The sequence below is a fragment of the Novosphingobium sp. BL-S-33 genome (genome assembly GCF_056857025.1).
Map to the genome: position 1 here is coordinate 1,794,094 of NZ_CM166474.1, position 18,755 is coordinate 1,812,848.

The window sequence follows — 18,755 nt, forward strand, 5'->3', positions numbered from 1 at the left end:
CCGGCTGATCGTCAATTCATTGCGGCGGTAGCGTGGCCCCGTCGGTAGCGCCGTCCGTGGCGCCATCGCTCGGCCCTCCCGTCGGCTCTCCGATCGCGCCCTCGTGCGGCCCGTCGCTGGGAAGCGCCAGAGCATGGGTCAGTACCGCGAGCTGTCCGTTGCAGCCGCGCCCCATCAATTGGGAGGCCAGCTGTTCGGGATCGCGCTGGGCCTGGGCAATGACCGAGAAGGTCACGTTCACGGGCGGTGCCGATCCGTCCGACACTTCGTAGGAAGCGCCGTCCTCGGCCGGGGCGGCAGTCTCGTCCCAGGCGGCGACAGTGGACTTGTCGGCAAAGGCCAGCGCAGCGCGTTTTCCGGCGGGCTTGTGGTTCACGACGGCAGCCGTGCTGTAGCTGACCGCGCCCTCCATCTCCGGTCGCCAGGCGCGGATCGGGACACCGGCAATCACGCAGACCGGGCCGGGCACCGTCACGTCGACGTACCACAGGTTCGGACGCAGCGGCTGGCCGTTGGGCCCGGCGCCGCGCACGGCTCCGGTGCGCACGCGGCTGGCGTCACGCTGCTGGGTGAGGGCGACGAACGTGCTGCTGCGGCTGGCACCGGCAGGCGCGCCGACCGTGTAGGTGCCTGCGCCCTTGAGCACGCGCGTGCCCTTGGCGTCGAGAATGGTGACGCTGTCCGAGGACTTGAGCGTGACGGAAGCGGTGTCCGGCAGCTTGCGGCCGGGCGGATAGTCCTTGGCCGAAGGGCCGCTGGAGGCGACGACGATACCGGCCATGGCGACGGCCGGAAGTGCGGCAACGATCAGTGCGGCGCCCAGCGCCAGCGGGCGGCGGTCAAGCCAGGACATAGGCTTTCTCCCCTTGGAGTTTACGGGTTCGTTCGAGCAGGCAGGCAATCGGCTTGTCATCGGGCCGGGCCGCGGCGAGCAGGGCCAGCCGCCCGGCGGCGGCGGCGGGATCGCTGTCGATCAGCGCCACGGCCGCTTCGAGCGCCTCGCGCTCGTCCGCAGGCATGTCCGGCATGGGTTCGAGGATATCGACCGGGCGCGCGCGTCCGCGCAGCACCACGCGGCCAAGCGGGCGCCACCAGTCCAGCCCCGAGCGCTCGGCGAATTCGCGGCTCACTACTACCGAGGTGCCGAGCGACTTGTTGGCCGACTCCAGCCGGGACGCGGTGTTCATCGCATCGCCCAGCGCGGTGTACTGGATGCGCCGCTCGCCGCCGAAGTTGCCGACCACCGCCTCGCCGTAATGGGCGCCGACACGGGTGCGGCCGATGGGAGGCAGCGCGGGATCGACGGAGCGCCGGAAATCCTCGCCGGCCTGCCACATGGCGAGCGCGCAGCGGGCGGCTTTTTCGCCGTCGTCCGGCCGGGGGATCGGGGCGCCCCAGAAGGCGACCACGGCATCGCCGACGTATTTGTCCACCAGCCCGCCATGGTCGAGCACCACGCGCGTTAGCCGGTCGAGATAGTCGTTGAGCAGCCGCGCCACCACTTCCGGTTCAAGCTGGTGCGAGAGCGTGGTGAAGCCCTCCAGATCGCTGAACAGGATGTAGAGTTCGCGCTTGCTGCCCGAGAGCGTGAGCCGTTCGGGATTGTCGATGATTTCCTGCGCGATGTCGCGCGGCAGGTACTTGCCGAGCGCGTCCTGCGCGAAACGCCGCTCGACCGCGCCCGATGCGCGCACGGCGCTGGACACGGCGGTAAAGGCAAGGATCCAGCCCGCCACCCAGCCGAAAGCCGGGGTGCCGTATGTCTCGACCCCGCGCCACTGGAGCAGGAACGGCAGGCCGCCGATCACGACAAGCTGCGCGGCAAGCAACGGCGCCATGCGCCAGACCCGCGCGTCGACGAGTGCGGTCAGCATGGCGGCAAGGATCACCAGCAGGGCCACGGCCCAACGCTGCCAGGGCGCGACTTGCGTCATCCGCGCGCCGTCCAGCATCTGGGCGATGGTGGCGGCGTGGACCTCGATCCCCGGCACGGTCGATCCGGTATAGGCGGTGAGCGAGGTGGTCACCTGATCGGTGTCGATGATCTCGCCGCCGATCAGGACGTAGCGGTCCTTGATCTGCGCGGCGAGGGCGGCGGCCATGTCTGGATCGTCGAGCGCCGCGAAGAGGTCGATCGGCAGCATCGAGAAGACCGGCGCATCGGTGGCGGCGCGGCGATAGCGGATCGATCCGGCATAGCCTTCGAACGCGCGCGTCCGCTCCGCGTCAGGCCCGGCTTCGACCATGGCACGGCCGATCAGCGGGGGCAGGCCGGGCTCGATGCTGGGCCAGACGCGCGTGGCGCCCTGATAGTTGGACAGGCGGATAGAGGCGGGGTGCGCCTGCGTGCCATGAAGCCGGGCGAGCAGGCCCTTGAGGTACTGCTGCTGCTCGTAATTGATATCGTCCTTGTTGGTCGCCGTGTCGGCATAGGCGACGAAAGTCGGCGTGCGCATGGCACGAAGCTGGCCGACCAGCGCCTCGTCCTCGTCCTGCGGCTGGTCGAACAGGACGTCGATGCCGATGGCTTTCGCGCCCATGCCGTCAAGTTTTTGCAGCGCGCGGGCGAGCAGGCCCCGGTCCAGCGGAGAGCGCTTCTTGGCGGCGATCAGCGTCTGGTCGGTATAGGCGACGATCTGGATGCGCGGGTCCTGATCGACCACGGGCGCGGTGACGAAGCTGCGCAAGTCGTAGAGCGCGTCCTCGGCATTGCCGACCACCGGCAAGTCCCAGCTGAAGCGCGTGATCAGCAGCGCGGCCACCAGCATCAGCGCGGTCGCCGCAAGCTGCCGTCCGCTTGCCGCGCGCACGTTGCGCCAGCCTTTGCGGAGCAGGCCGCGCCAGCCGGTGCGGTTGGAGGAGGTCGAAAGTTCGGTCAAGGCCTGTGTCTCAGCGCCCCGGCACCGGGCGGGCGGCATCGCCGATGATCGCGAAACCCGCCCAGTAATAAGGGTGCGAGGTTGCCGGATCGTCCATCAGGCGGCGCTGTGAGGCCGTGAAGGCGGCGCCGATCGATGTGGCCTGTCCGGACTGGTAGAAGCCGTTGAACAGCCGCTCGGTGGCGCTGTAATCGTCCGGCGCGGGCCAGTGGCTGGCGATCACCTGACGGCCCCCGGCAGCAATGAAGGCGCGTACCAGACCGTCCAGCGCCTGCCCGCCGCCGCTCGACAGGCCCGCTTCGCGCGTGGCGTCAAGGCTGGCCCCGGAGGCGGTGTCACAGGCCGAGAGCACGACGAGGTCGGCATCGAGGTGCAGGTCGAAGATCTCGCCGAACGAGAGCAACCCGTCCGAACCGGCGCCGCCGAACGAGGTCAGCAGGGCGGGGCGTACCGGGCAGCCGGTGTGCGGCGCGGTGACGAGGCCGTGGGTTGCGAAATGGACCACGCGGAACGTCGCCAGGTCTCCGCGCGCCTCGATCGCGGTGTCGGTGAAAGCCGAGCCGGTCATCAGCGCGGTGCCGCGATTTCCGAAGAGCCCGGCCGCCTGCTGGAGTTCGAGCGGCGAGATCGGCTGGTTCCACGTCGAAACCGGCCAGGAACAGTCGCTGTCGATGGCGGTTTCGCCGCCCGAACGCAGCATCGCGTGCTCCGCTACTGGCCCCAGCGGGACATTGTTGCCAAGGCCGAGATAGGCGCGCTGGGCCTTCGAGGCCGGTGCTGCCCGCGCGTCGCGGAAGCTGGCTGCCGACAGCGCGGTGGAGACCGCAAGGTTGCGGCCGAGCCAGCCGATGCCGGTGAAATCGTACTCGTCGCCGCCGGCCTTGACCCGCGCGTGATAGGCGGCAACGCCCTTGCCGTCGTCGGTCAGCAGGTTGATCGGCAGGCGCTTCAGCGCGCCGTCGGGCTCGAAGATCAGGTGCGAGAGGCCGGCGATCCGCTCGCGAGCGGGGCCGAGCAGAGCCTTGTCCAGCGTGACGGCCGTGTCCACGTCGAACGGATAGGTGGACTGCACGCCGTTGATCGTCAGCGAGATCGAATCGCGCAGGGTGTTCACCGCCTGCTCGGTCTGCGCCGCGTCCATGGCGGTCTTCCACGCGAGGACCTGATCGGTGCCCGCGTCGAAATAGATCGCGTAGATGCCGCCCGCGAGCTGGGCGAGCTTGAGATAGCCCTCGCCGGGTTCGAGCCCGCCGCGCATCTCGGCCAGCGGCACCGTGCGCTGGGCGACCGCGCGGTAGCGGGGATAGGCGGCGAGCGCCTGCATCGCTTCAAGCTGCGCCTGTTCGAGCTGGGCCTGCCGCGTGCGCAGTGCGTCGAGCGCGGCGGTGGCGGTTTGCTGGCCGCTCGGATCCGGCTGGCCGAGGCGGGCGATCTCGATCCGGGTGCGTTCCAGTTCGCGGCTCAGCCCGAGCGAGCGGCGATAGAGCGTGGCGGCATCGTCCGATCCGCCGGCAAGCTGGCGCGAAAGCTGGCTCAGCGTATCCGCCGCGCCTGAGGATTCGAGCAGTTGCGATGCCTCGAACAAGGCAGCCACGGCATCGCGGTCATGGGTGCCCGCTTCCCCGCCCGAAAGCAGGTCGAAGTAGGGGCGCATGAGGTTTTCCATGCCCACCAGCGCGCCGTGGCTGGCCACGGTGTCGGCCACGACCGCGCGGTAGAGCGCGAGCGCCGGTTCACGCTCCCCGCGCCGGGCGAGGAAGCCCGCAAGCCGCGCGCGCACGACATTGACCGAGGCGCTATCCGGATAGCGGCTGTCGACCAGATCAAGTGCCGCGCGCAGGCTGCTTTCGGCGGCGCCGAAGCGGCCCTGCGCCTCATCCACCAGCGCGATTTCGGAGAGGATCTGCGCGCGCATGCGGGTGGCCGAGACGATGCGGCCGTCCTGCACTTGCAGCGTCTGGCGCTGAGCGGCTTCCAGCGCGGTGCGGGCATCGTCCGGGTGGCCTTGAAGGCGCAGGACGGTGCCGCGAAGCTGGAGCGCCTGCGCATCGATCAGCGCGGCGCGGTCCTGCGGCGAGAGCGTGCCCGGCTGGCCCAGCAGCCCGGTGAGCTGCGCCGCCGAACCGGCATTGAGCCCATCGGCCGTCCGCCGGTCGATGGTAAGCGCGCCCTCGGCCGAAACGGTGGGCACGAACTGCGGCACCGAACGGTCGAGCGCCGCCAGAGCCTCGTCCAGAGCGCCGCGGTTGATGGCATCTATCGCGCTGTAATTGCGGGCAAGGCGGGCCTGTACCGGATCGGCCAGCTTCATCGCCTCGGCCTCGGCAAAGCGGATGCGGGCCTGCGTGAAGTCGCCGAGATTGGAAAGCTGGAGCGCGTAATTGATCAGCGCTTCGTGCCGCCGGGCGGGCTGCTGCGCACTGTCGCCGCCTTGCATCTGGGCTAGCAAGGCCGGGGCGGCGGCGAAGAACTCGGCCGCTTCGGCATAGGACCCGGCGCTGTTGCCGCGATAGCCCTGACCCAGCAATTGCGCGGCGTCGCCATTGGCCGCGCGGGCCTTGGCAAGGCTCAGCGCGTCGGCGCCGCCGAGGTTGGCGATGGCGACCGAACCGCTGGCGACGCGGTCATCGACCAGCGAGGCAAGGGCGAGGCGCAGTGCCGGATCATAGGCCGCCAGTCCTTCCACCGCGACAATGCCGTCTGCGGTGCGCCGCCGGTAGACGCGCCAGGAAAGACCGGTGCGGCTTCCGGTGCAGGTAGCGCCTTCGGCGGAAAAGGCGGCGGCGGGATCGAGGCAGGCCAATGCTTCGTCGCGCGTGCCCTCAAGCCGGGCGGCGGCGTCCGTCCCGCCCCGCAATTGCCATGCGCTGCCTACCGGGCGGGTGACGTCGGCGCAGAGGATCGCCCATTTCCGATCGAACACCGAAGCGCGGGCCGCGCCCATTTCCACGCCCTGCACCTCGCAGGCCGGACCGGCGCCGCCGATCGAAAAGCTTTCCGCCGAAGAAGGACGCGCGGGGGAGGAACGGGAAGGCACAGGTGCCGCCTGCGCGCCCACTATTCCTGCACACCATGTCAATGCGCCCAATCCCCAGAGGATTGCCGCAAGACCGCACCTGCCCGCCACGTCGATTTCCCCCCGATGCCGAAATGGTTCGCCATGGATTTCCACGGCGAATGAATCGGGCACGTCTATTTGAAATCCCCCCTGGGATAATACCAATTCTAGCGTGCAATGATCGGGGCAGGCAACGTGTATTTGTGCCGGGACGGAGGGATCGGCCTTTTAATACAATCAATTCGAAACCGATGCCGTACCGGATCGGGACGGCATCGTCTCGGTCAATGCTCCGGTTCGTCGGGGCGCCGGGAAGCCACGGGAGGCAGCCATTGTTCGTCGCTCATCCCCTCGAACCAGGCCTTCGGCGCATCGCCCGCGACCGGCCAGAGTTCCCGCAGCGTGGCCGCCTCATAGAGGAAGCCGCCGCGCATCACCGAGGCGATTTCGCGCGCGGCCCGCACGTCTCCGCGCGGATCGGTGTCGAGGATCACCATGTCGGCGAGCTTCCCGGGTTCGATCGTGCCAAGGTCGGCAAGGCGGCCGATCGTCTCCGCTGCGCCCGCCGTCGCGGCGTGGAGCACGGCCAGCGGCGTCATGCCGCCCACCTGATGTGCCTCCATTTCCCAGTGATAGCCGATGCCCGGTACTTCGCCATGCGATCCCATGCCGAGCAGGCCGCCTGCCTGCGCGAAAGTCCCCGCATCGTGCGCGATCTGCGGGAAGCGCGTCTCCTCAAGCGGGTGGAAATCGCGGCCGAGGGCGATCTTCTGGCGGATCGCCGGAGCGGGCCAGAAGCGGCGCAGCTTGTCGTCCACCACCGGGTCGTCATGGGCGACGAACCAGTCGGTCGCGGGCGAGCCGGAATTGGTGATGCTCAGCGTTGTGACGTAGCTGGTGCGCATCGCCTTCATCAGCGCGATCACGTCGTCGCCCAGCACGGGGGCGGGCAGGGCATGCTCGTTGCCCGCATAGCCGTCGAGGATCTGCGTCAGGTCCAGCTTGAGCGAGAGCGCACCCTCGGTCGTGGGCAGCAGGTGCTGCTCGCGCGCGGCCATGGAAACCCACTGCCGCACCGCGCGGCTGCCGGTGCGGTATTCCTTGAGATTGCTGGTGCGATAGCCTTCGGAATAGCGCGAAAGCACGCGCCGCGCGTCGTCGAGTGAGGTGATGCGCTGCTTGGAGAACACCGCCGTGCCGGTGGAGCGCATGCGCGGCCCCAGCACATATCCGGCATCGACAAGGCCCTGATAGGCCAGATGATCGGGCGACAGCGTCGAGGGATCGAAGCTGGTGGTCACGCCATAGGCCAACCGCGCGCGCATGCCCCACAGCTCGTTGGACGGATTGTTGCGGCGGATCTCGCCCACGTGGTCGTGATCGTCGATGAAGCCGGGCAGGATGGTCTTGCCGGTCACGTCGCGCACTTGCGCGCCTTCGGGCACCGTAAGCGTGCCGCGAGGCCCCACGGCGGCAATGCGGTCTCCGGTGACGAGCACATCGGCGTTCTCGATCACCCGGTCGCCATCGGCCATGGTCAGGACCCGCGCGCCGCGCAGCAGCAGTGAGCCTTGCGGCGCCGCGCGCGGGGCGGTCGCTTCAAGGCGCATGGCCGCCAGTTCCTGCCCGTCCGCCACGTTGCGGCGGGAGAACAGCGTGCCGTTCACGGTGTCGAGCGAGCCCGCTGCGCTCCATTCGAACCAGTCCGCGCCCATGCCGGGCAGGACTTTCGCGGGCGTGGCGGGCGCCAGCACGTCGATCTCCTTTGCGGGATCGGCAGGCGTGGGCATAATGTAGACGCGGTCGGCAATGGCGGCGGCAACGGTGCGGCCGTCCGGACTGATCCGCAAGTCGTCGGCATCGGCATTGCCCTCGGCGAAGTACCAGCCCGGGCCGGTGACATGGGCGACGGGCGAGAGCTTGCCGGAGGCGATGTCGACCCGCGCGAGGCCCGCGTCGTTGAGCAGGAATACGCTGCCCGGCGCGCTGGCCGCGAAGTGCGGCTTGCCGCCCAGCGTGCCCTCGGTGAGCACGCGCACATTGCTGCCGTCGCGCGCCATTGCCACCAGCTGGCCCCGGCGCAGCGGGCCGAATTCGAAGTTCGTCTGCCGGCGCTCTTCCAGCGCCGAGCGCAGGACGAGGATCGCCGCCCCGTCCGGCGTGAAGGCGGGGAAGCGGTAATAGGCGGGCATTGCGGCCACGCGCATTGCCGGCGCGCTGCCATCGGCGGGTGCGGTCCAGATCGCCGAACCGGCCCGCTCGCTCCATGTCACGAAGACCAGCGTCTTGCCGTCCGGCGACCAGCTTGGCTGCGCGGGGGCTTCAATGCCTTCACCGAGCGAAAGACGGTGGGCCTTGTCGGTGCCCAGGTCCTGCACCCAGATCCCGTCAAGCGCGGCGAAAGCCACATGCTTGCCGTCGGGAGAGGGCGCGGGGCCCATCGCGAGCTTGGGTTCGACCGGGCCGGTTTCCTCGCGCATGGCGAAGCGGGTGGAGGCGCCGACCGCCACGCGTGCGGTGATCGCGCGGTCGATGGCCGTGCTCCGGCCCGTCGCGATCTCGCGCCGTTCGAAGCGGCCGCCGTGGCTGAGGATCACCGCCTTGCTGTCCGGCGTGAACGCCATCGACGGCACCATGCCCATCCACGAGGAGGCCTGCATGGCGTCCAGTTCGGTATCGCCCAGCGCCTTGTCTTCGCCGGTGACGAGGTCGCGCACACGCAGGCGGCTCAGCCCCTCGCGCCGGGTGACATAGGCGAGCAAACGGCCATCGGGCGAGAGCAGCGGGGCGAAGAAGGTCTCTTCCTTGGTGCCGCGCGCGCCGGTTCCGGCAATCACCTCGGTCTCGGTTCCCGTGGCGAGGTCGCGGCGCAGGATCGTCCAGCGCGTGGGCATGTCGAATTCGAGGCCTTCGGTGCGGCGCGCGTAATAGACCGCCTTGCCATCCGGCGTGGCGGTGGCGCCCAGCGTCGAGCGCCATTCGGCGCGCGGGGCGCCGTCCTTGGGCTTCACCGGAACCAGCAGGCGCGCCTCGCCAGAGAGCGGGAATTGCCAGAATTCGTAGTTGTTGAGGTCTGGCCGGAAGCGGCTGGCCATGACCGAGCGGCCGTCTGCGCTCCAGATCGGGGAGGCGAGGGCGGTATCGTCGTCGAACCGCGTGATCTGCCGTGCCTGCTTGCCGTCGGGCCGGGCGATCCAGACGTTTTCGGCGCCGCTGCGGTCGCTGACAAAGGCGATCCACTGGCCGTCCGGCGAGAACACCGGCTGGGAATCGAAGGCAAGGCCCTCGCTGATCTGCCGCGCCTTGCCGCCGCTTGCGGGCATGGTGAATAGGTCGCCCAGCACGTCGAAGACCAGCGTCCGGCCATCGGGCGAGACCGACACGGAAGTCCAGGTCGTCCGCTCGGGATGGAGTGTCAGCACGCGGGCGGGCTGCATCGGTAAGCCCGATTGGGCCATGGCGGGAAGGGCGAGCGCGCTGGCGAGCAGCAGCGCGGGAACGAACCTCCGGATCACGTGAGGCGGGTCTTGTTCATGCGCTCCATCCATGCGCGCAGGGGCGCATCGGGATGGACCTCAAGCAGGCGATCCAGCACTTCGCCGTCTTCGTCCTGCGCCAGCTTGAACGTGCCGTCCAGCGCCGTGACGCGGGCCTCGAAGCCAATGATTGCCCCCAGCATTCCGGTATATCGCTCCTGCAATTCCGCGACAGTCCATGGCTGGGCGCGACCGCGTTCGCAAGCCTCGACAAGGCGGTCCAGCGCTTCGGCCGTCAGGTCCGCATCCACGCGCACTTCGGCCTCGATCTGCAGCGCGGCGTAGTTCCATGTCGGGCCCCAGCGCCGCCGCCCGGCATGCTCGGGCGAGACATAGCCCTGCGGGCCGGTGAACAGGAACTGCGCCCCCGGATCGGCCGTGAACAGTGCGCAGAGCGGGTTGCCGCGCGACATGTGGCCGACAAGGCCGGTCAGCATGCCGTCCGCGTCATAAGTACCCAGCATCGGCAGGAGGCTGGCGGAGGCGGCCGGGGCGCCGGGAGAGAGCACCCACGCGAGCGGATATTCGGCGATCAGCCGCTGCACATCGTCGGCGCCGAACTGGCGGAAGCGCGGGTCCATCATTGCGAGCGGGCCTCTGGCAAGGAGGAGGGGGAGAAGGAGGCGGTCATGGTCTGGTTCCGGGCGGTTCGTGGCGCAGGACGGCTGCCTTGCTGATCTTGAGGAACTGGCCCCCGGGCAATGTCCAATACCGAATATTTCGATGGTCCAAGCAGAGCGCCGCTGCTAGCAAGCCTGTTGGATCGCCCGAGAACAAGAACCCCGAACGGAGTCGAAGCATGCTGCGTCCCTGGCAGGTCACCCTGAGCGAACGAATCGACCCCGAGCGCGGGACGCCGATCTACATGCAGATCATCCGCGCCCTGATCCGCGATATCGAAACCGGCCGGCTGGCATCGGGCACCTACCTGCCGAGCAGCCGTGAACTGGCTAACGCACTGGGCGTCAATCGCAAGACCGTGGTGCTCGCTTACGAGGACCTGATCGCGCAGGGCTGGCTTTCGACCGAGGGCACGCGCGGGACGATGATATCGCGGGCGCTGCCCGTTGGGGTTTCGCCCTCGCTGCCAGTCGGCGCCTCGGCGCAGGAGCCATCGCGGCAGGCCGGTTCGCCGGAGCCCGAGCCGCGCGCCGGGCAGATCCACTACCGTTTCGCCGAGCCGCCCGCGCGGTCGCTGGCGCTGCCCGCGGGACGGGGTATCAAGCTCGACGAAGGCGCGCCCGACGGCCGCCTGTTCCCCGCCGACCAGCTCGCCCGCGCCTATCGTTCCGCGATCAGCCGCGCCTCGCGCGCCAATCGCCTGCAATACCGCGATCCGCGCGGCGCCCAGAGCCTGCGTGAGCAAGTGGCGGACATGCTGCGCAGCCAGCGCGGCCTGGCGGTGACGGCGGCCAATATCTGCATCACGCGCGGCAGCCAGAACGGGCTGTTCCTGGCGCTTCAGGTGCTGATCGAGCCGGGCGACGCGGTGATCGTCGAGGAACTCACGTATGAGCCCGCCGTGGCGGCAATCCGCGCGCTGGGCGGCCGGGTGGTCCCGGTCGGCCTTGACGAGGAAGGCATCGACGTAGCCGAAGTCGAAGCGATGTGCCGCCGCCATGCCGTGCGCGCGATCTTCGTGACACCGCACCACCAATTCCCCACCACCATCGCCATGCGGCCCGAGCGGCGGCTCCAGCTTCTGGAGATCGCGCGCCAGTTCGGCGTGGCGGTGATCGAGGACGATTACGACCACGAATTCCACTTCCAGTCGCAGCCGCTGCTGCCGATGGCGGCCTATGCGCCGGGGCAGGTGCTCTACCTTGGCTCGATGTCGAAGCTGCTGCTGCCGGCGCTGCGCATCGGCTATCTCGCCGCGCCGGAGCACGTCATCGACGCCCTTGCGCACCGCGTCTCGCTGACCGACGGCATGGGCAACACGGTGACCGAGGAAGCCGCCGCCGAACTGATCGCCAACGGCGAATTGCGCCGTCACTCGCGCAAGGCCTGGCGCGTCTATGCCGAGCGCCGCCAGTCCTTCGCGGCGCTGCTCGACGCGCATCTGGGAGATCGCATCGACTTCGCGGTACCGGACGGCGGGCTCGCCTTCTGGGTGAAATTCCGCGGCGACCTTGAGGCCATCGAGGAACGCGCCCGCGCGCAGGGCCTGCGCTTCGCCAGCCACCACTCCTTCATGACGCGTGACACGGCGGACAAGGGACTGCGGCTGGGCTTCGCGAGCCTCAACGATGGCGAGGCGGCGCGCGCCATCGCCGCGCTTGCCGAAGCGGCGCGATAAGCGGAGTCGGGTTGGACCCCTCATAAATTTGCAACTTGGCCGTTTCGGGTTCCAATCCGCCACCGCAAGTTCCTTTCAGACAGATAGCCTGACGGGACCGCATCATGACACGTTTCGACCGCCGCACTTTCCTCAATCGCGCGGGCGGCGTGGCGGCGGGCACGTTCCTCTACAGCCAGGCGGCATGGGCGGGCGCCACACCGGTCGACACCATCTACACCAATGGCCGGATCTGGACAGGCGAGGGCCGCGATGTCTTCACCGATGCGATTGGGCTGGTCGGCTCACGCGTCGTGGCGCTGGGCAAGGAGGCCACGCGCAGTCTGGCCGGCAAGGCGACGCGGGTGATCGATCTTGGCGGCGCTTTCGTCACACCGGGCTTCACCGACTGCCACGTCCACTTCACGATGGGATCGGCGACCATCGGCCAGCCCTCGCTGCGGCAGGCCAATAGCCGCGAGGCTTTCGTCCGCGCGGTGGCGGAAGCGGCACGCGCGATGCCCGCCGGGCAATGGCTGCAAGGCGGCAACTGGGATAACGATTCCTGGGGCGGCGAACTGCCCAATCGCGACTGGATCGACGCGGTGACGCCGCAGACCCCGGTCGCGGTGGTCCGCTACGACCTGCACATGGTGGTGGTGAACTCGCTTGGCCTGAAAATGCTCGGCCTTGGCGACGATACGCCCGAGGTTCCCGGCGGCGTGATTGTGCGCGATACCAAGGGGCGGCTCACCGGCGTATTCAAGGACGCGGCCAAGGACATGGTGCTCGCGCGCATTCCCGAACCGACCGCGGCGCAACGCGATGCCACCAACCGGCGCGGCATCGCTCTGGCGCTATCGAAAGGCGTGACGCAAGTCCACGAGACCGGGATCGACTGGAACACTTTCGAATCCGCGCGCCGCATGCGCGCTTCGGGTGAGCTTCCTTTCCGCTTCTACGCGATGATCCCGCTCAAGGACTGGAAGAAGCTGGCGGAAATCGTGAAAGCCGAAGGGCGCGGCGACGAATTCGTGCGCTGGGGCGGCTGCAAGGTCGTGTTCGACGGCTCGCTCGGTTCGCGTACGGCCTTGTTCTACGAGCCTTATCTCGACGATCCCAAGACGCGCGGCATCACCGTGACCGACCCCGAGGAAATGCGCGGGCTGATGCGGGAGGCCGATGCGGCGGGTTTCCAGATCGCCACCCATTCCATCGGCGACCGGGCCAACGACGTGGTGCTCGACATGTGGGAGGAAGTCGCGCGGATCAACGGCCCGCGCGACCGGCGCGGCCGCATCGAGCATGCCCAGCACCTCAATCCCGCCAGCATCGGCCGCTTTGCCGAGCAGGGCGTGATCGCATCGGTCCAGCCGTTCCACGCGGTCGACGATGGCCGCTGGGCCGTCCGCCGCATCGGTCCGGAACGCCTCAAGACCACATATGCCTTTGAATCGCTGATCAAAAGCGGCGCCCATGTCAGCTTTGGATCGGACTGGCCAGTGGCCCCCATTGATCCGCTCACCGGCCTCAAGGCAGCGGTCCTGCGCGAAACGCTCGACGGGGCCAATCCTAAGGGCTGGTATCCCGAACAGCGTGTCGAGATCCACGACGCGATGCTCTGCTACACGCGCGGCGCCGCCTTTGCCGGGCGGTCGGAAGCGGATACCGGAACCCTTGCTCCCGGCCGCCTTGCCGACTTTGTCGTGTGGGACCGGGACCTTACCGCTATCGATCCCGAAACCATCGACAAGGCGCAAGTGGTCTCCACCCATCTGGGCGGGACGAAAGTCTACGGCTGATCGGATTGGACCCCCGGGGCGATATCGGTTGGATCTCTGCAAGGGGCTAACGCACTTATAATTTTCACGCTGGCGGTCGCAGGGAAGACCGTCTAAATGCGACCAATTCGCATTAGCGCAACAGCGCAACGAACGTCGCGAATACATGAGGGCCAGTATGTCGAATATCGCTATGTCGAGTGTCGCGAAGATCACCAAAACCGCACGTCTGCACGCCAGCGGGCTTGTCATTGCCGCCGCGCTTTGCGGCTTCTCGGGCCAGGCCATGGCCGATGAGGCTGAGGCGGCAGCAGCATCGGCATCGGCCCCAGCACCGGCTTCGTCCGGCAGCTCTGACGACATCATCGTCCGCGCGCAGCGGGTGAACGCCACGCATGTCGAAAACGGCGGCGGCGCAGGCGTGCTGGGTAACCAGGCGGCGGAGAACGTGCCGTTCAACTTGCGCAGCTTCGACGAGACGCTGATCCTCAACCAGCAGCCGCGCTCGCTGGGTGAAGTGCTCGACAACGATCCCACCGTCCGCACGACGTACGGTTACGGCAATGCCGCCGAAACCTTCGTGATCCGCGGCTTCGAACTGTTCGGCGATGATATCGGCCTCAATGGCCTTTACGGCATCACGCCGCGCCAGTTGATCGCACCCGAACTGTTCGAGAGCGTGCAGGTGCTGAACGGCGCCTCGGCCTTCCTCAACGGCGCGGCGCCGGGCGGCTCGGGCGTTGGTGGCAGCGTCAACCTGCTGCTGAAGCGCGCGGGCAACGATCCGCTCACGCGCGTGACGGCAGGCTTCACTTCGGATTCGCACTGGCTGGGCAGCTTCGACGTGGCCCGCCGTTCGGCCGACGGTCGCTGGGGCGTGCGCGTCAACGGCAGCTATCAGGACGGCAATCTCGGCATCAAGGGTGAGGACCGCCGTACCCGCGTGCTCGGCGCCGGTATCGACTATAGCGGCGACAAGCTGCGCGTTTCGCTCGACCTGGCCTACCAGCAGGTCCGCGTGGACAACCTGCGCCCGAAAGTGACGATCTTTTCCACCACTCTGCCGCGCGTGCCCAAGGCCGATGCCAATTACGCGCAAGACTATACCTACTCCAAGCTGCGCGACATCTTCGGCATGCTCAATGTCGAGTATGATCTGGCCGACAACGTGCTGCTCTATGCCAAGGCCGGCGCGCGCGATGGTTCGGAGCGGGGCATCTATGGCGGTATTTCGGTCAACGATGCGGAGACTGGCGACGGCTACGTTACCGCGCTCTACGTGCCGCGCACCGACAACAACGAAGCTCTTGAGATCGGTACGCGCATCAAGCTGGGCAGCGAGATCACGCAAGAATTCAACATCGGCGGCTCGCTCAACTGGCAGGTCAACCGCAACGCCTTCGACTTCCGCTATGGCACCGATTTCAACGGCGTTCCCAATAACTTCTACAACCCGGTCCAGATTGACCTGCCCGCGTCGGTATTCGTCGGCGGCAACCTTGACGATCCGTTCCCGATCACGCGCAACAAGCTGTGGAGCGTCTTCGCATCCGATACGATCGGCTTCTGGGACGATCACATCCTGCTGACCGCCGGTCTGCGCCTGCAATCGATCGAGACCAAGAGCTACAACGCCTACAATGGCGGCCTGCTCGATTCGGTCTACGAATCCAGTGCGGTGACGCCGGTGATCGGCCTTGTGGTCAAGCCGGTGGACGGGGTTTCGCTCTATGCCAACCGCATCGAGGCGCTTCAGCCCGGCTCGATCGCGCCGCTGGGCACGACCAACCAGAACGAAGTCTTCTCCCCCTACAAGAGCACGCAGTACGAGTTCGGCGGCAAGGCCAAGGTGGGCCCGATGTTCGTGGGTCTGGCGCTTTACCAGATCAAGCTGCCCAACTCCTATGCGATCGACCTCACGCCCGATGACGGCCTGAACCTGTTGACCTTTGGCGTGTTTGGTCTCCAGCGGAACCGCGGCGTGGAATTCACGGTCAATGGCGAGCTTGCGCACGGCCTGCGCCTGATCACCGGTCTTGCCGTCAACGATGCCAAGCAGCTGCGCACCAGCCTTCCCTCGACCGAGGGCAAGGACGCCAAGGGCGTGCCGGACTGGACCGCCAATGCCAATCTCGAATGGGACACGCCGATGCTTCCGGGCCTGACGCTGACCGGCCGTGTGACCTACACCGGCAAGCAGTGGGTCGATGCGGCCAACACCATCCGCCTGCCGGACTGGGCGGTGTTCAACCTTGGCGCGCGCTACGTTCTGGCCGCTGGCGAGGTGCCTGTCACGGTGCGCTTCAACGTCGATAACGTGGCCAACAAGCGCTACTGGGCCTCGGCCTTCGATACGTTCGCGACCTCGATCCTTCAGGGGCAGCCGCGCACGTTCAAGGTCTCGCTCTCGGCTGACTTCTGACACACTTCGCGGCCCGGCGATTCCCTCGCGCCGGGCCGCGATCTATTCTCAGATCATGATTACGATCCCCGAAAGCCAGAACGACAACGACGATGTCGATCCCGAAATCCGCGCCTGGCTGGATCGGATGTTCGCCGCCTCCGCCGCGCTGGGATCGCGCCCCGGCCTTTCCGCGCCGGAACGGCGTGCGATTGCCGAGCGCCAGCGCGCGCCATGGACGCGCGGCGGCCCGGCAATGCATTCCAGCGAGGATCTCGCGGTAGGCCCGTCCGGCACTCGGATCCGCATCCATCGGCCCTCCGACACGCCTGACCTGCCCGTGCTCGTCTATCTCCACGGCGGCGGCTGGACGCTGTTCAGTATCGACACCCATGACCGCCTGATGCGCGAATATGCGGGCCGCAGCGGCTGCGCGGTACTCGGCATCGACTATCCGCTCGCGCCCGAGCATCCGTTCCCGGCCGCGATCCATGCCATCGGCCACGTGCTCGACTGGCTGGACGGCGAAGGCGCCGCGCACGGACTGGACTCATCGCGTCAGGTCATCGGCGGAGATAGCGCCGGGGCCAATCTGGCGGTGGCGGCCACGCTCGTCCGGCGCGGGCAGGGCAAGGCGCTGCCGAGTGGCCTGCTGCTCAATTACGGCGCCTGGGACGGAACCTGGACCGGCAGCTACGCCCGCTACGGCGACGGGGACCGCTACATGCTTACCGGCCCCGAAATGGACGAGTTCTGGGCGACCTATCTGGGCCCGGACCCCATCTCCGATCCGCTGGCGCGCCCCTTGCTGGCGGACCTTTCCGACCTGCCGCAGGCATGGCTCTGCGTGGCCGAATGCGACGTGCTGCTGGACGAGAACCGGGCGATGGCCGCGCGCCTGCCGCAGGCGGAACTGCGCGTCTATCCCGGCGCCACGCACAGCTTCCTTGAGGCCATGGCCGTAGCGAAGCTGGCGGACCGCGCGATTGCCGAGGCTTCGCAGTGGCTTGCCGCCCGCCTCTCGGAATAGCCCGCAAAGCCGTGGCGCCCGGCAGCGATCGGGTATAAGGGCGCGCGGATGATCCGCCTTTCCGACCTTACCTTGCCGCTGGACCACGCTCCGGCCGACCTTGAGGCTGCCGTTTGCACGCGCCTCGGTATCACGCCTGCCGATCTCGAACGCATGACCGTGGTGCGCCGGGGTAACGACGCGCGCCGCAAGAGCGCGATCAAGCTTGTCTACACGCTCGACTTGGTGGTGAAGGACGAGGCCGCGCTGCTGGCCCGCTTCCACGACGATCAGCACGTGCGGCCCACGCCCGACACCAGCTACAAGTTCGTCACCCATGCTCCGGAGGGCTGGTCCGGCCAGCGCCCGGTGGTGATCGGCACCGGCCCCTGCGGGCTGCTCGCCGCGCTTATCCTGGCGCAGATGGGCTTCAAGCCGATCATCGTCGAACGCGGCAAGGCCGTGCGGGAACGCACCAAGGACACCTGGGGCCTCTGGCGCCGCTCGGTGCTCGACCCCGAAAGCAACGTGCAGTTCGGCGAGGGCGGAGCGGGCACGTTCTCCGACGGCAAGCTCTACAGCCGCATCAAGGACCCGCGCCATTTCGGCCGCAAGGTGCTGACCGAATTCGTCAAGGCCGGCGCGCCGGACGACATCCTCACCGAAGCGCATCCGCATATCGGCACGTTCCGCCTCGTCACCATGGTGATGTCGATGCGCGAGACGATCGAGCAGCTCGGCGGCGAATACCGCTTCGGCACCCGCGTCGATGACTTCGAGATTGCCGAGGATACCGACGGCGCCCGCCGCATCACCGGCCTCCACCTCTCGACCGGAGAATTGCTGCCCGCCAGCCACGTCATCATGGCCGTGGGCCACTCGGCGCGCGACACCTTCGAGGTGCTGCACAATCGCGGCGTTTACATGGAGGCCAAGCCCTTCGCCATCGGCGTGCGGATCGAACATCCGCAAAGCTGGATCGACACCGCGCGCTATGGCGACAACGCGGGCAACAAGATCCTCGGCGCGGCGGCCTATTCGATCGCGTACAAGGCATCGAACGGGCGCACCGTCTACAGCTTCTGCATGTGCCCGGGCGGGCGCGTGGTGGCGGCGGCCAGCGAGGAAGGCCGCGTCGTCACCAACGGCATGAGCCAGTATTCGCGCGCCGAATTCAACGCCAACTCGGGCCTCGTCGTCGATATCGATCCGGACAAGGACTACCCCGGCGACCCGCTCGCGGGCGTGGCCTTCCAGCGCAAGTTCGAGGAACTGGCCTTCAAGGCGGGCGGCTCGAACTACAAGGCGCCGGGCCAGAAGCTGGGCGATTTCCTGGCGGACAGGCCCTCCATCGAATTCGGCGAAGTGACCCCCAGCTATCAGCCGGGCGTCCACCTGACCGAACTCAAGCAGTGCCTGCCCGATTTCGTGGTCGATGCGATCCGCGAGGCGCTGCCGGTGTTCGGCCGTCAGGTGCCGGGCTACGACCATCCGGACGTGGTGATGACCGGGGTGGAGACGCGCACCTCCTCGCCCGTGCGCATCACGCGCGGCAAGGACCTGCAAAGCCTCAACACGCGCGGCCTCTACCCGGCGGGCGAGGGCGCGGGCTATGCCGGCGGCATTCTCTCGGCGGCGGTCGACGGCATTCGCGTGGCGGAAGCGCTGGCGCTGGAACTGGCGCCGGTTTCGCAGTGATGTTTCCAAATATTCGGCATGAGCGGGGGATTGCGCCTCGCGTCCTTCACATTGCACGCCCTGAGCTTGCCGGTTCGGACGTAGCGGGGATGCTTCGACAAGCTCAGCATGAGCG

The 18,755-nt window shown here is 67.9% G+C and carries 10 protein-coding genes; 5 read left to right on the forward strand and 5 right to left on the reverse strand.

The genetic code is table 11. The annotated features are described in order from the left end of the window. Positions 1-16: 16 nt before the first annotated feature. The 5 genes from AC1VVM_RS08465 to AC1VVM_RS08485 all read right to left on the reverse strand — a co-directional run bounded on the left by AC1VVM_RS08465 (position 17) and on the right by AC1VVM_RS08485 (position 10,057). Positions 17-853 carry a hypothetical protein gene (locus tag AC1VVM_RS08465; protein ID WP_482956312.1) on the reverse strand — a complete coding sequence of 279 codons (837 nt, stop codon included), beginning with the start codon at positions 851-853 and terminating at the stop codon, positions 17-19. After that, entirely contained in the window at positions 840-2,879 is a 2,040-nt protein-coding gene (locus AC1VVM_RS08470; protein ID WP_482956313.1) for a CHASE2 domain-containing protein, read from the reverse strand. Before AC1VVM_RS08470 ends, AC1VVM_RS08465 begins: the two co-directional genes overlap by 14 nt. 10 nt (positions 2,880-2,889) lie before the next feature. Continuing rightward, a complete protein-coding gene (locus AC1VVM_RS08475; protein WP_482956314.1) occupies positions 2,890-5,916 on the reverse strand; it encodes a CHAT domain-containing protein in 3,027 nt (1,008 codons plus the stop codon). A gap of 305 nt (positions 5,917-6,221) precedes the next feature. Then, positions 6,222-9,452, reverse strand: a complete 3,231-nt coding sequence (locus tag AC1VVM_RS08480) for an amidohydrolase family protein (RefSeq protein ID WP_482956315.1) — start codon at positions 9,450-9,452, stop codon at positions 6,222-6,224. Further along, positions 9,449-10,057 (reverse strand): FMN-binding negative transcriptional regulator, encoded by a 609-nt coding sequence (locus tag AC1VVM_RS08485; RefSeq protein WP_482903543.1) that lies wholly within the window; start codon positions 10,055-10,057, stop codon positions 9,449-9,451. Before AC1VVM_RS08485 ends, AC1VVM_RS08480 begins: the two co-directional genes overlap by 4 nt. Positions 10,058-10,272: 215 nt before the next feature. Between AC1VVM_RS08485 and pdxR the strand changes: the two genes are divergently transcribed. The 5 genes from pdxR to AC1VVM_RS08510 all read left to right on the forward strand — a co-directional run bounded on the left by pdxR (position 10,273) and on the right by AC1VVM_RS08510 (position 18,640). Further along, positions 10,273-11,772 carry a MocR-like pyridoxine biosynthesis transcription factor PdxR gene (gene pdxR, locus AC1VVM_RS08490; RefSeq protein WP_482903544.1) on the forward strand — a complete coding sequence of 500 codons (1,500 nt, stop codon included), beginning with the start codon at positions 10,273-10,275 and terminating at the stop codon, positions 11,770-11,772. Between the two features lie 104 nt (positions 11,773-11,876). Continuing rightward, a complete protein-coding gene (locus tag AC1VVM_RS08495) occupies positions 11,877-13,553 on the forward strand; it encodes an amidohydrolase (RefSeq protein WP_482903545.1) in 1,677 nt (558 codons plus the stop codon). 157 nt (positions 13,554-13,710) lie between these two features. Continuing rightward, positions 13,711-15,954: a TonB-dependent receptor gene (locus tag AC1VVM_RS08500; protein WP_482956316.1), complete on the forward strand. Its 2,244-nt coding sequence runs from the start codon at positions 13,711-13,713 to the stop codon at positions 15,952-15,954. A 55-nt stretch (positions 15,955-16,009) separates the two neighbouring features. Then, positions 16,010-16,963 carry an alpha/beta hydrolase gene (locus tag AC1VVM_RS08505; protein ID WP_482903547.1) on the forward strand — a complete coding sequence of 318 codons (954 nt, stop codon included), beginning with the start codon at positions 16,010-16,012 and terminating at the stop codon, positions 16,961-16,963. 48 nt (positions 16,964-17,011) lie between these two features. Continuing rightward, entirely contained in the window at positions 17,012-18,640 is a 1,629-nt protein-coding gene (locus AC1VVM_RS08510; protein ID WP_482903548.1) for an NAD(P)/FAD-dependent oxidoreductase, read from the forward strand. The last annotated feature ends 115 nt before the right edge of the window (positions 18,641-18,755 follow it).

Excerpts from the sequence above, each read along its gene's own strand:
- AC1VVM_RS08500 (WP_482956316.1), top strand. The coding sequence starts at position 13,711 with ATGTCGAATATCGCTATGTCGAGTGTCGCGAAGATCACCAAAACCGCA.
- AC1VVM_RS08495 (WP_482903545.1), top strand. The coding sequence starts at position 11,877 with ATGACACGTTTCGACCGCCGCACTTTCCTCAATCGCGCGGGCGGCGTG.
- AC1VVM_RS08510 (WP_482903548.1), top strand. The coding sequence starts at position 17,012 with ATGATCCGCCTTTCCGACCTTACCTTGCCGCTGGACCACGCTCCGGCC.
- pdxR (WP_482903544.1), top strand. The coding sequence starts at position 10,273 with ATGCTGCGTCCCTGGCAGGTCACCCTGAGCGAACGAATCGACCCCGAG.
- AC1VVM_RS08505 (WP_482903547.1), top strand. The coding sequence starts at position 16,010 with ATGATTACGATCCCCGAAAGCCAGAACGACAACGACGATGTCGATCCC.
- AC1VVM_RS08465 (WP_482956312.1), bottom strand. The coding sequence starts at position 853 with ATGTCCTGGCTTGACCGCCGCCCGCTGGCGCTGGGCGCCGCACTGATC.
- AC1VVM_RS08485 (WP_482903543.1), bottom strand. The coding sequence starts at position 10,057 with ATGATGGACCCGCGCTTCCGCCAGTTCGGCGCCGACGATGTGCAGCGG.